This is a genomic window from Burkholderia cenocepacia (assembly GCF_014211915.1).
Taxonomy (GTDB): domain Bacteria; phylum Pseudomonadota; class Gammaproteobacteria; order Burkholderiales; family Burkholderiaceae; genus Burkholderia; species Burkholderia orbicola.
The window spans coordinates 2,564,562-2,576,705 of the sequence record NZ_CP060039.1 but is presented as its reverse complement, the minus strand read 5'-3'; the positions used below and the strand labels follow the sequence as shown (position 1 = coordinate 2,576,705).

11 protein-coding genes are annotated in these 12,144 nt (G+C 65.7%); all 11 read left to right on the top strand.

The window, feature by feature from the left end; all coding sequences use genetic code 11:
• Positions 1-87: 87 nt before the first annotated feature.
• The 11 genes from ndk (at position 88) to hflK (ending at position 12,143) form a co-directional block, all read left to right on the top strand.
• A complete protein-coding gene (gene ndk, locus SY91_RS12235) occupies positions 88-513 on the top strand; it encodes a nucleoside-diphosphate kinase (RefSeq protein WP_006478674.1) in 426 nt (141 codons plus the stop codon).
• 55 nt (positions 514-568) lie between these two features.
• Positions 569-1,708: a 23S rRNA (adenine(2503)-C(2))-methyltransferase RlmN gene (gene rlmN / locus SY91_RS12230; RefSeq protein ID WP_011549686.1), complete on the top strand. Its 1,140-nt coding sequence runs from the start codon at positions 569-571 to the stop codon at positions 1,706-1,708.
• A 163-nt stretch (positions 1,709-1,871) separates the two neighbouring features.
• Positions 1,872-2,888, top strand: a complete 1,017-nt coding sequence (locus tag SY91_RS12225; protein WP_023477352.1) for a helix-turn-helix domain-containing protein — start codon at positions 1,872-1,874, stop codon at positions 2,886-2,888.
• A gap of 112 nt (positions 2,889-3,000) precedes the next feature.
• Positions 3,001-4,305 (top strand): flavodoxin-dependent (E)-4-hydroxy-3-methylbut-2-enyl-diphosphate synthase, encoded by a 1,305-nt coding sequence (gene ispG, locus SY91_RS12220; RefSeq protein ID WP_006483314.1) that lies wholly within the window; start codon positions 3,001-3,003, stop codon positions 4,303-4,305.
• Positions 4,306-4,325: 20 nt separating this feature from the next.
• Entirely contained in the window at positions 4,326-5,666 is a 1,341-nt protein-coding gene (gene hisS, locus SY91_RS12215; protein WP_011549689.1) for a histidine--tRNA ligase, read from the top strand.
• Between the two features lie 55 nt (positions 5,667-5,721).
• Positions 5,722-6,351 (top strand): tetratricopeptide repeat protein, encoded by a 630-nt coding sequence (locus SY91_RS12210; RefSeq protein ID WP_006478678.1) that lies wholly within the window; start codon positions 5,722-5,724, stop codon positions 6,349-6,351.
• Between the two features lie 41 nt (positions 6,352-6,392).
• The gene (gene bamB / locus SY91_RS12205; RefSeq protein WP_006478679.1) at positions 6,393-7,538 is read left to right on the top strand and encodes an outer membrane protein assembly factor BamB; all 1,146 of its coding nucleotides are present in this window, start codon (positions 6,393-6,395) and stop codon (positions 7,536-7,538) included.
• Positions 7,539-7,785: 247 nt separating this feature from the next.
• On the top strand, positions 7,786-9,123 hold the full coding sequence (gene der / locus SY91_RS12200; RefSeq protein WP_011549692.1) for a ribosome biogenesis GTPase Der: 1,338 nt from the start codon (positions 7,786-7,788) through the stop codon (positions 9,121-9,123).
• A gap of 141 nt (positions 9,124-9,264) precedes the next feature.
• The gene (gene hfq, locus SY91_RS12195) at positions 9,265-9,504 is read left to right on the top strand and encodes an RNA chaperone Hfq (RefSeq protein WP_006399927.1); all 240 of its coding nucleotides are present in this window, start codon (positions 9,265-9,267) and stop codon (positions 9,502-9,504) included.
• Positions 9,505-9,576: 72 nt separating this feature from the next.
• Entirely contained in the window at positions 9,577-10,749 is a 1,173-nt protein-coding gene (gene hflX, locus SY91_RS12190) for a GTPase HflX (protein WP_006478682.1), read from the top strand.
• A 47-nt stretch (positions 10,750-10,796) separates the two neighbouring features.
• Positions 10,797-12,143 (top strand): FtsH protease activity modulator HflK, encoded by a 1,347-nt coding sequence (hflK, locus tag SY91_RS12185; protein ID WP_043888320.1) that lies wholly within the window; start codon positions 10,797-10,799, stop codon positions 12,141-12,143.
• The last annotated feature ends 1 nt before the right edge of the window (position 12,144 follow it).

Below are 12,144 nucleotides of genomic sequence, written 5' to 3'. Positions count from 1 at the left end.
TAAGGGTTCAATCGCAATGATACACGGGATCGTGCTACAATAGCGGATTCATTTGAACCTGTAACTTCTTAATTTTTTGGAGTTTTTATGGCAATCGAGCGCACCCTGTCGATCATCAAGCCGGATGCGGTGGCAAAGAACGTGATCGGCCAGATCTACAGCCGTTTCGAAGGCGCCGGCCTGAAGATCGTCGCATCGCGCATGGCACACCTGTCGCGTGCTGACGCAGAGAAGTTCTATGCAGTTCACGCAGCGCGTCCGTTCTTCAAGGATCTCGTCGATTTCATGATCTCGGGCCCGGTGATGATCCAGGTTCTGGAAGGTGAAGGCGCGATCCTGAAGAACCGCGACCTGATGGGCGCGACGGATCCGAAGAAGGCGGAAAAGGGCACGATCCGCGCCGACTTCGCCGACAGCATCGACGCGAACGCCGTGCACGGCTCGGACGCTGCGGAAACGGCAGCGGTCGAAATCGCGTTCTTCTTCCCGGAAATGAACGTTTACTCGCGTTAAGCCCTGGCTGACAGCAAGTAGGCAGGATTCAGCGCACGCGGCAAGGCAGCACATCATGACGAGCGAAACTTCCGTCAATCTTCTCGACTTCGACGCCGAGGGTCTTGTCGCGTACTGCGGCAGCCTGGGCGAGAAGCCGTTCCGCGCCAAGCAGTTGCAGCGCTGGATCCACCAGTACAACGCCGGCGATTTCGACGGCATGACCGATCTCGCGAAGTCCCTGAGGGAAAAACTCAAGGGCCGCGCGTCGATCGTGATGCCGGACATCGCCAGCGATCACGTTTCCACCGACGGCACGCGCAAGTGGCTGATCGACGTCGGAAATGGCAATGCGGTCGAAACCGTGTTCATCCCGGAAGAGACGCGCGGCACGCTGTGCGTGTCGTCGCAGGCCGGGTGCGCGGTGAACTGCCGCTTCTGTTCGACGGGCAAGCAGGGCTTCTCCCGCAACCTGTCGACAGCCGAAATCATCGGCCAGCTCCGGATGGCCGAATTTGCACTGCGAGCGTCGCTGGGCCGTGCGCCCGGCCCGAACGGCAAGGCCGAACGGGTCGTCACCAACGTGGTGATGATGGGCATGGGCGAGCCGCTCCTGAATTACAGCGCGGTCGTTCCCGCGATGCGGCTGATGCTCGACGACAACGCGTACGGCCTGTCGCGCCGTCGCGTCACGCTGTCGACGTCCGGCGTGGTGCCGATGATGGACCGCCTCGGCGCCGAGTTGCCGGTCGCGCTGGCCGTTTCGCTGCATGCGCCGAACGATGCGCTGCGCGACGAGCTGGTGCCGCTCAACAAGAAATATCCGCTTCGCGAGCTGATGGCTGCGTGCCAGCGTTATCTGAAGGTCGCGCCGCGCGACTTCATCACTTTCGAATACTGCATGCTCGACGGCGTCAACGACACCGAAGCGCATGCGCGCGAACTGCTGGCCGTCACGCGTGACGTGCCGTGCAAGTTCAACCTGATCCCGTTCAATCCGTTTCCGGAATCGGGCCTCATCCGCTCGAAGCCGGAGCAGATCAAGCGCTTCGCGCAAGTCCTCATCGATGCGGGTGTCGTCACGACCGTGCGCAAGACGCGCGGCGACGACATCGACGCCGCGTGCGGGCAGTTGGCCGGCGCGGTGAAGGATCGCACGCGCCTCGCGGAACGAACGGGCGCAGCAGGAAAAATCATCGAAGTTCGGGCAGTTTGACGGGGGCACCTGGCCGGGGTGCCCGAACCCTTTGGCGGTGCAACACGCGAATAGCGATCGGTCGCGGCGCCTCGGCGCCGCGCATGGTATGAACCGTTGCGGGTGCCGGCCGGCAGAAGCCGGCGGCAGCCGCCAGTGAAGAAGAATCGACGCGAGGACAAGGATGAGTGAGCCGCAGCCGTCTAACGGCGCAGAGACGAATGCCGCGAAGCCGGCACCGGCCGGACTGGAATCGCTGGCGGCGGTCGGCAGCCGGCTGGCGCAGCTTCGGGAGACGAAGGGCTGGTCGGTCGACGACGTGTCGGCGCGACTCAAGGTCGCGCCGCAAAAGCTCCGGGCGCTCGAGTCTGGCGACATCAGTCATTTGCCTGGCGTGACGTTCGCGCTTGGTGTCGTGCGTAGCTACGCGAAGATGCTTGGCGTTGATCCGGAGCCGTTCGCGCAGGCGCTGCGCCGCGAGCGCGGGGTGCCGGAAGTCGACCTGTCGATGCCTGCGTCGTCGGGCACGGATCTGCCGCGCGGCCGCGTGTCGATTCCGCTGGGCGGCTCGTCGCGCCACCATCCTTGGCTGTGGGGAACGGGGATCGTCATCGTCGCGGTGGTCGCCGTACTGATGTGGCACACTGGCGGCGATTCGTCGAGCCTGCTCGCACGCTTCAAGGGTGGCGAGGCCGAGCATGCGTCGGCTGCGAGTGCGCCGGCGGCATCGTCGTCGGCTGACGAAGCGGCCACGAACGCCGCGTCGGCAGCGGTTACGAATGAGGTTCCGGCCCCGGCTGCTGCATCGGCTGCTCCGGCGCAGGCGATCGCGTCGGTGGTTCCGGCGTCTGCGGCCCCGGTCGCGACGGCGGCTGCGTCGCAGCCCGTGGCGGCACCGGCGGCGGCCAGCGCGGCAGCGCCGGCCCAGCCGGCGAGCGTCGTGGTGGCGGCAGGTCAGTCGATGGTCGAACTGAAGGTCAAGCAGGATTGCTGGTTCAGCGTGCGCGACAAGAACGGCAAGGAGCTGTTCTCGGCGCTGGTGCGTGCCGGCGAAACGAAGCAGGTTGCCGGTGACGGGCCGTTCAAGGTCACGATCGGCAACAAGGCCGGCCTCGACGCGGTTGCGTTCGACGGAAAACCGGTCGATCCGGCAAAATATTCGGCAGCGCGGGGTAACGTGGCGCGGTTCACGTTGCCCTGACGTCAAGCGCCGTGGCGAAGGCCTGCCGTCGATCTCGGCAGGTCGTGAGGGCACGGCGCTTTTTCAATTCATGCGCCGCATTGCGGCGCATTCCGCGTAAATGGATCTATCGATGCAATCCGAAGCTCAATCCCCACGCAGCAGTCAGATTTGTTCAACCGAGCCGGTGTTCGGCGGGCATCAGCCGCGCCGCGTATCGCATGCGGTGGATGTCCGCTGGGGCGGGCAACTCGTGACGATCGGCGGCGACGCGCCGGTGCGCGTGCAGTCGATGACGAATACCGACACAGCCGATGCGATCGGCACGGCGATCCAGATCAAGGAACTCGCGAATGCGGGCTCCGAGCTGGTGCGCATCACGGTCAATACGCCCGAAGCCGCGGCCGCCGTGCCGGCGATTCGCGAGCAGCTCGACCGGATGGGCGTGACCGTGCCGCTCGTCGGCGATTTCCACTACAACGGCCACCTGCTGCTGCGCGACTATCCGGGCTGCGCCGAGTCGCTGTCGAAGTACCGGATCAACCCCGGTAACGTCGGTCAGGGTGCGAAGCGCGACACGCAGTTCGCGCAGATGATCGAGGCCGCCGCGAAGTACGACAAGCCGGTGCGGATCGGCGTGAACTGGGGCAGCCTCGACCAGGACCTGCTCGCACGCATGATGGACGAGAACGGTGCGCGCGCGCAGCCGTGGGACGCGCAGAGCGTGATGTACGAGGCGCTGATCCAGTCGGCGATCGGCTCGGCCGAACGCGCGGTCGAGCTCGGCCTCGGCCGTGACCGCATCGTGCTGTCGTGCAAGGTCAGCGGCGTGCAGGACCTGATCGCCGTGTACCGCGAACTCGGCCGCCGCTGCGGCTTCGCGCTGCACCTCGGGCTGACCGAGGCCGGCATGGGTTCGAAGGGGATCGTCGCGTCGACGGCCGCGCTCGGCGTGTTGCTGCAGGAAGGGATCGGCGACACGATCCGCATCTCGCTGACGCCGGAGCCGGGCGCGTCGCGCACCGGCGAGGTGATCGTCGGCCAGGAAATCCTGCAGACGATGGGCCTGCGCTCGTTCGCGCCGATGGTGATCGCGTGCCCGGGCTGCGGCCGCACGACGAGCACGCTGTTCCAGGAACTCGCGATGCAGATCCAGACCTACCTGCGCGAGCAGATGCCGGTCTGGCGCAAGGAATATCCGGGCGTCGAGAAGATGAACGTCGCGGTGATGGGCTGCATCGTCAATGGCCCGGGCGAATCGAAGCACGCGAACATCGGCATCAGCCTGCCGGGTTCGGGCGAGAACCCGGCCGCGCCCGTCTTCATCGACGGCGAGAAGGTCAAGACGCTGCGCGGCGAGCGGATCGCCGAGGAATTCCAGCAGATCGTCAGCGACTACGTCGCACGCAATTACGGCCGCACCGAGGCCCTGAACTAATTCGTCCACACACACGAACGATGACTGAACAGAAACGCAAGATCGAGAAGCTCACCGGCGTCAAAGGCATGAACGACATCCTTCCGCAGGATGCCGGCCTGTGGGAATTCTTCGAAGCTACCGTGAAATCGCTGCTGCGCGCGTACGGCTACCAGAACATCCGCACGCCGATCGTCGAACATACGCAGCTCTTCACGCGCGGCATCGGCGAGGTCACGGACATCGTCGAGAAGGAGATGTACAGCTTCACCGACGCGCTGAACGGCGAGAACCTGACGATGCGCCCGGAAAACACCGCGGCCGTCGTGCGTGCGTCGATCGAGCACAACATGCTGTACGACGGCCCGAAGCGCCTGTGGTACATCGGCCCGATGTTCCGTCACGAGCGTCCGCAGCGCGGCCGCTATCGCCAGTTCCACCAGGTCGGCGTCGAGGCGCTCGGCTTCGCGGGTCCCGATGCGGATGCCGAGATCATCATGATGTGCCAGCGCCTGTGGGACGACCTCGGCCTGACCGGCATCAAGCTCGAGATCAACTCGCTCGGTCTCGCCGAAGAGCGCGCCGCGCACCGCGTCGAGCTGATCAAGTACCTCGAGCAGTTTGCCGACGTGCTCGACGAGGACGCGAAGCGCCGCCTGTATACGAACCCGCTGCGCGTGCTCGACACGAAGAACCCGGCGCTCCAGGACATCGCGCAAAACGCACCGAAGCTGATCGATTTCCTCGGCGACGAATCGCGCGCGCATTTCGAAGGGCTGCAGCGCCTGCTGCTCGCGAACAACATTCCGTTCAAGATCAACCCGCGTCTCGTGCGTGGCCTCGATTACTACAACCTGACCGTGTTCGAGTGGGTGACCGACAAGCTCGGCGCGCAGGGCACGGTCGCGGCCGGCGGCCGCTACGATCCGCTGATCGAGCAGCTCGGCGGCAAGCCGACCGCCGCGTGCGGCTGGGCGATGGGCATCGAGCGCATCCTCGAGCTGCTGAAGGAAGAGGATCTCGCGCCCGAGCAGGAAGGCGTCGACGTGTACGTCGTGCACCAGGGCGACACCGCGCGCGAACAGGCGTTCATCGCGGCCGAGCGTCTGCGCGACACGGGCCTCGACGTGATCTTCCACTGCAGCGCCGACGGCGCGCCGGCGAGCTTCAAGTCGCAGATGAAGCGGGCCGATGCGAGCGGCGCCGCGTTCGCGGTGATCTTCGGCGAAGAAGAGGTCGCGAACGGCACGGTGGGCGTGAAAGCGTTGCGCGGCGCGGGTGCGGAAGGGGAAAAGAACGTTCAGCAGACCGTACCGGTCGAAAGCTTGACCGAATTCCTAATCAATGCGATGGTTGCATCCGCCGAAGACGGCGACGACTGATCGCGCTGGCATCCGCTCGACAAGAAAAGCCTGAACAGGAAGGAATCGCTCGCCGATGAGTTATCACGACGAACAAGAATCGATTGAAAGTCTCAAGGCGTGGTGGGCCCGCTGGGGCAACCTCACCACGTGGATCGTGCTCGCGGCGCTCGTCGTCGCGGCCGGTTTCAACGGCTGGAACTACTGGCAGCGCCGTCAGGCCGCCGAGGCGTCCGGGCTGTACGAGCAGGTCCAGAAGGCTGCCGCCGCGAACGACAAGGCAACGATGGCCCGCGCGGCTGCCGACATGGAAGACAAGTTCGGCAGCACGCCGTATGCGCAGATGACGGCGCTCGCGGCCGCGAAGACGCTGTATGCGGCCGGCGACGCGGCAGGCGCGAAGGCTCAGCTGCAATGGGCCGTCGATCACGCCAAGGACGACGAGTACAAGCAGATCGCGAAGCTGCGTCTCGCGTCGCTGCTGCTCGACGAGAAGGCGTACGATGCGGGCCTCGCGCTGCTGTCGGGTACGCCGGTCGATGCATTCAAGGGCCTCGTGGCCGACCGTCGCGGCGATCTGCTTGCCGCGCAAGGCAAGACCGACGACGCGCGCGCGGCTTACAAGCTCGCGCTCGACGGCCTGTCGAAGGACGACCAGTCCGCGCGCCAGCTCGTGCAGTTCAAGCTGGACGCGCTCGGCGGCTGAATTCCGGTCCCCTCAACCTCTTAACTCTGCTTCGCTAACCGATGAATTTGCTGAAACGTTACGCTGTGCCCGTTGCCTGCGCGGCGGCTGTCCTCGCTTTGACGGCTTGCTCGTCGTCGAAGGACGCGCGCCGCGTGCCGACGCCGCTCACCGAGTTCAAGCCCGTCATGGACGTGCAACAGGTCTGGAAGGCGAGCGTCGGCAAGGGCGGACGCTACCTGTTCTCGCCGGTGGCCGTGGGCGACGCGGTCTATGCGGCGGGCGAAAACGGTGCGGTCGAGAAGATCGACGCGAAGACGGGCCAGACGCTGTGGCGCTCGAAGGTCGGTTCGGATCTGTCGGCCGGTGTCGGCAGCGACGGCAACCTGACCGCGGTCGGTGCGTTGAAGGGCGGCGTGTTCGTGCTGGGCCCGGACGGCAAGCAACTGTGGAAGACCAGCGTGCAAGGCGAGATCTTCTCGCCGCCGCTCGTCGGCAACGGCCTCGTGATCGTCCGCACGATCGACGGCCAGGTGATCGCGTTCAACGCGCAGACGGGCGAGCAGAAGTGGAACTACCGCAACCGCGCGGTGCCGCTGAACCTGCGCGTGTCGGCGGGCATGACGTTCGCGGGCGACGCGGCCGTGCTCGCGGGCTTCCCGGGCGGCGGTCTGGTGGCCATCAACCTGCAGACGGGCGAGCCGTTCTGGCAAACCCCGGTGTCGTTCCCGAAGGGCGTGACCGAAGTCGAGCGCATCAACGACGTCAGCGGACCGCCGACGCTCGTGGGCGCGGAAGCCTGCGCGGTGACGTTCCAGGGGCAGCTCGGCTGCTTCGATGCAAACTCGGGCCGGCCGCTGTGGGAAAAGCCGTTCTCGAGCCGCAGCGGCCTTGCGCAGGACGATTCGGTGGTCGCCGGCGGCGACGACTGGTCGGTCGTCACCGCGTACGATGCGGCCACGGGCAATCAGCTCTGGCGCAACGACAAGCTGAAGAGCCGTGACGTCGGCGTGCCGTACCTGCTCGGGCATGCGGTCGTGATGGGCGATTACAAGGGTTTCGTTCACTTCCTGTCGCGCGAGGACGGCAGCTTCATCGCGCGGATGAAGACCGACGGCAGCGCGATCACGGCGGCGCCGGTCCTCGCGGGCAACACGCTCGTCGTGCAGACGAAGGACGGCGGCCTGTACGGGTTCCGTCCGCGCTGACGCGCAGCAAACAGGTGCGGCCGTGGCGCGGCGGGCAGGTCCCGCGCGCCGCGGCCGCGCGACTTGAAGGCGGCCGGCGTTCCCGGCCGCTCGGTATTTGAAAGGCAGTTCGAGACGAAAGACGACGGCGCGCAACGCGTGCCCGGCGCGCGCATCCGGCGCGGCGCGAATTCGTGATATTTTCATTCAGCGCAGCCGCCCGCAGCAGCGGGCCTCCCGCTGCTGCGCTTCACCGTAGAAAACACAGATGAAACCGGTCATTGCCCTCGTTGGGCGCCCCAATGTGGGGAAATCCACGCTGTTCAACCGGCTCACGCGCTCGCGCGATGCGCTGGTCGCCGACTTGCCCGGCCTGACGCGCGATCGCCATTACGGCGAAGGGCGCGTCGGCGAACGGCCTTACCTGGTCGTCGATACGGGCGGCTTCGAACCCGTCGCGAAGGACGGCATCCTGCACGAAATGGCGCGCCAGACGCGGCAGGCCGTCGAGGAAGCCGACGTCGTCGTGTTCATCGTCGACGGCCGTAACGGGCTCGCGCCGCAGGACAAGTCGATCGCCGACTACCTGCGCAAGACCGGCCGGCCGATCTTCCTGGTCGTCAACAAGGCCGAGGGGATGAAGTACACGGCGGTCGCGACGGACTTCTACGAGCTCGGGCTCGGCGATCCGCGCGCGATCTCGGCCGCGCACGGCGACGGCGTGACCGACATGATCAACGAGGCGCTCGAAGTCGCGTACGCGGGCCAGCCCGAGGAAGCGGACGAGGACGATCCGTCGCGCGGCATCAAGATCGCGATCGTCGGCCGGCCGAACGTCGGCAAGTCGACGCTCGTCAACGCGCTGATCGGCGAAGACCGCGTGATCGCGTTCGACATGCCGGGCACGACGCGCGATTCGATCTACGTCGACTTCGAACGCAACGGCAAGAAATACACGCTGATCGACACGGCCGGCCTGCGCCGCCGCGGCAAGGTGTTCGAGGCGATCGAGAAGTTCTCGGTCGTGAAGACGCTGCAGTCGATCTCCGACGCGAACGTCGTCATTCTTCTGCTGGATGCGCAGCAGGACATTTCCGACCAGGACGCACACATCGCCGGCTTCGTCGTCGAGCAGGGCCGCGCGCTCGTGATCGGCGTCAACAAATGGGACGGTCTCGACGACCACGCGCGCGACCGCGCGAAAGCGGATTTGACCCGCAAGCTGAAATTCCTCGACTTCGCGAAATCGCACTTCATTTCGGCCGCGAAGAAGACGGGCATCGGCGCGCTGATGCGCTCGGTCGACGACGCGTACGCGGCCGCGATGGCGAAGCTGCCGACGCCGAAGCTCACGCGCGCGCTGATCGAGGCCGTCGAGTTCCAGCAGCCGCGCCGTCGCGGCCCGGTGCGTCCGAAGCTGCGCTATGCGCACCAGGGCGGCCAGAATCCGCCGATCATCGTGATCCACGGCAACGCGCTCGACGCGGTGACGGAAACGTACAAGCGTTACCTCGAAAACCGATTCCGCGAAACTTTCTCGCTGACCGGGACTCCATTGCGCATAGAGTTCCGTTCGTCGAACAACCCGTACGCGGACAAGGGCTGACGCACGCCCCGCAAGGCATCGGCCCCATGGCCAGTGGCCGGGCGGGGCAGGCAAAATCAGCTATAGTGTAGCGATTGGCGCCGGATCTCTTTTTCTTCGTCGCCAATCCAGATCAACCTGCAAAAAAAGATGGAGTACGCCATGAGCAACAAAGGGCAATTGTTACAAGACCCGTTTTTGAACGCACTGCGCAAAGAGCACGTTCCCGTTTCGATCTACCTCGTCAACGGCATCAAGCTTCAAGGGAACATTGAATCGTTCGACCAGTACGTCGTGTTGCTCCGTAATACGGTGACCCAGATGGTTTACAAGCACGCCATCTCGACGGTCGTGCCGGCGCGCCCGGTGAATTTCCACCCGGACGCGGAAGCCTCGTCCTAACTTATCGCAGCGGCCGGCATCCGGTCGCCGCGAGCGACCGATGCCAGCCGCCTTATCTTGACACCCGATAATTTGATCAACGCAGCGCTCGTCGGCATCGATTTCGGCAAGACCGATTTCGAGGCCAGTCTCGAAGAACTCAGTCTTCTCGCCTCCAGCGCGGGGGCCCGTCCCGCCGTCACCCTCAGCGGTCGTCGCGCCAGTCCCGATGCCAAGATGTTCATCGGCAGCGGCAAAGCCGAAGAATTGCGGCTTGCCTGCGACGCGCACAACGTCGAAATCGTCATCTTCAACCACGCGTTGGCGCCCGCCCAGCAACGCAATCTGGAGCAGGCACTTAACAGGCGCGTGGTCGATCGCACGAGCCTCATCCTTGACATTTTCGCGCAGCGTGCCCGCAGCCACGAAGGCAAGCTGCAGGTGGAGCTCGCGCAGCTTCAATACCTGTCGACCCGGCTCATTCGCGCGTGGACCCACCTCGAGCGGCAAAAGGGCGGTATCGGCCTGCGCGGCCCCGGCGAAACCCAGCTCGAAACCGACCGCCGGCTGATCGGCGAACGCATCAAGATGCTGAAGTCGCGGCTCGATCGGCTGCGCCGCCAGCACAGCACGCAGCGCCGGCAGCGCGCGCGCAGCGGCACGATGTCGGTGTCGCTCGTCGGCTATACGAACGCGGGCAAGTCGACGTTGTTCAATGCGCTGACGAAAGCGCAGGCATACGCGGCCGACCAGCTGTTCGCCACGCTCGATACGACGTCGCGGCGCGTGTATCTCGGCGACGAGGTCGGTCAGATCGTGGTGTCCGACACGGTCGGGTTCATCCGCGAGCTGCCTCACCAGCTCGTCGCGGCGTTCCGCGCGACCCTCGAGGAAACGATCCATGCGGATCTGTTGCTGCATGTAGTTGATGCGTCGAGCGCGGTCAGGCTCGAGCAGATCGAGCAGGTCAACGGCGTGCTGCACGAGATCGGCGCGGACACGATCCGACAGGTGCTGGTGTTCAACAAGATCGACGCCGTGCCCGAGCTGGCGGCCCGCGGCGACGCGGTCGAGCGGGACGAGTATGGTAATATTTCGCGCGTCTTTTTGAGCGCACGCACCGGTCAGGGTCTTGATACGTTGCGTGCCGCCATCGCCGAAATCGCCTCCGCGGAACACCTTTCCAGCGCGACGTTACCCGACGCGCTCGATGGCACGTCCGCTGAACCACACGAAGACCACACGATTTCCGAACACGGGCGCTAACCGGTCCCGGCCGGTTCGCCGGCGTCCAATCTGGTGAACAAACTCTGGTGAACGAATACAACGAGCGGAGTACCTGGCGGCGGATGCGCGCCTTGCTGTCGATCAACGATCCCCGCTGGGGACGCGGCGAAGGCAATGGCAAGGACGGGTCCCGCCCGCGCGCGAACGAATCGAAGCGTCCGCAAGGCGGCGACGGCGATGGTCCGCCCGATCTCGACGAGATGTGGCGCAACTTCAACCGGCGCCTGAGCGGCCTGTTCGGCGGCAAGGGCGGCAACGGCTTCCGTCCCGACAACGGCCGGGCCGCACGGGTCGGCGTCGGCATCGTGATCGGCGTACTGGTCGCGGTGTATGCGGGCAGCGGGCTGTTCGTCGTGCAGGAAGGCCAGACGGGCGTCGAGCTGCAGCTCGGCAAGCTGTCGGGCACGGTCGGCCAGGGCGTGCATTGGCGCGCGCCGTATCCGTTCGCGTCGCACGAGATCGTCGACACGTCGCAGGTGCGCTCGATCGAGATCGGCCGCAACAACGTCGTGCGCCTTGCAAACGTGAAGGAAGCCGCGATGCTGACGCGCGATGCCGACATCGTCGACGTGCGCTTCATCGTCCAGTACCGGATTCGTTCCGCCACCGATTACCTGTTCCGCAGCGTCGATCCCGAGCGCAGCGTGTCGCAGGCCGCGCAGGCCGCGGTGCGCGCGATCGTCGGCACGCGTAGCGCGGCCGACATGCTGAACCAGGATCGCGATGCGCTGCGCGAGCAGCTTTCCACCGCGATCCAGCGCGACCTCGACCGCTACCAGTCGGGGCTCGAGGTGACGGCCGTCACGATGCAGAGCGTCGCGGCGCCCGAGCAGACCCAGGCCGCGTACGCCGAAGTCGCGAAGGCGCGGGACGAGCGCGAGGCCGCGAAGCGCGCCGCGCAGGCGTATGCAAGCGACCTGCTGCCGAAGGCGCAGGGCGATGCGGCGAAGCTCATCGACGAAGCGAAGGCGTATGCCGATCGCGTGGTCACCGAAGCCGAAGGCGACGCGGACCGTTTCAAGCAGGTCTACGCGCAGTACTCGAAGGCGCCGGCGGTTATCCGCGAGCGGATGTACCTCGAGACGATGCAGGAAATCTATTCGAACGCGACGAAGGTGTTCGTCGGCAACAAGGGCGGCAACAGCGTCGTGTATCTGCCGCTCGACAAGCTCGTCGAGCAGGGGCGGCAAAACGCCGCGGCGTCGACCGGCGCATCCGTGCCCGATGCGGCGTCCGCACCGGCCGCAACGGCGCCCTCGGCAGCCGCTGCCGCGCCGGCGAGCGCCGCACCGGCCGCCACCGCGTCGGGTGTCGACGTGCTGCGATCGCGCGACGCGTTTCGCAGCCGGTCGCGTGAAGACGATACGAAGTAAC

What these genes read in the sequence shown, in the direction of transcription:
- ndk (WP_006478674.1), top strand. Translation starts at nt 88, where the DNA reads ATGGCAATCGAGCGCACCCTGTCGATCATCAAGCCGGATGCGGTGGCA.
- rlmN (WP_011549686.1), top strand. Translation starts at nt 569, where the DNA reads ATGACGAGCGAAACTTCCGTCAATCTTCTCGACTTCGACGCCGAGGGT.
- SY91_RS12225 (WP_023477352.1), top strand. Translation starts at nt 1,872, where the DNA reads ATGAGTGAGCCGCAGCCGTCTAACGGCGCAGAGACGAATGCCGCGAAG.
- ispG (WP_006483314.1), top strand. Translation starts at nt 3,001, where the DNA reads ATGCAATCCGAAGCTCAATCCCCACGCAGCAGTCAGATTTGTTCAACC.
- hisS (WP_011549689.1), top strand. Translation starts at nt 4,326, where the DNA reads ATGACTGAACAGAAACGCAAGATCGAGAAGCTCACCGGCGTCAAAGGC.
- SY91_RS12210 (WP_006478678.1), top strand. Translation starts at nt 5,722, where the DNA reads ATGAGTTATCACGACGAACAAGAATCGATTGAAAGTCTCAAGGCGTGG.
- bamB (WP_006478679.1), top strand. Translation starts at nt 6,393, where the DNA reads ATGAATTTGCTGAAACGTTACGCTGTGCCCGTTGCCTGCGCGGCGGCT.
- der (WP_011549692.1), top strand. Translation starts at nt 7,786, where the DNA reads ATGAAACCGGTCATTGCCCTCGTTGGGCGCCCCAATGTGGGGAAATCC.
- hfq (WP_006399927.1), top strand. Translation starts at nt 9,265, where the DNA reads ATGAGCAACAAAGGGCAATTGTTACAAGACCCGTTTTTGAACGCACTG.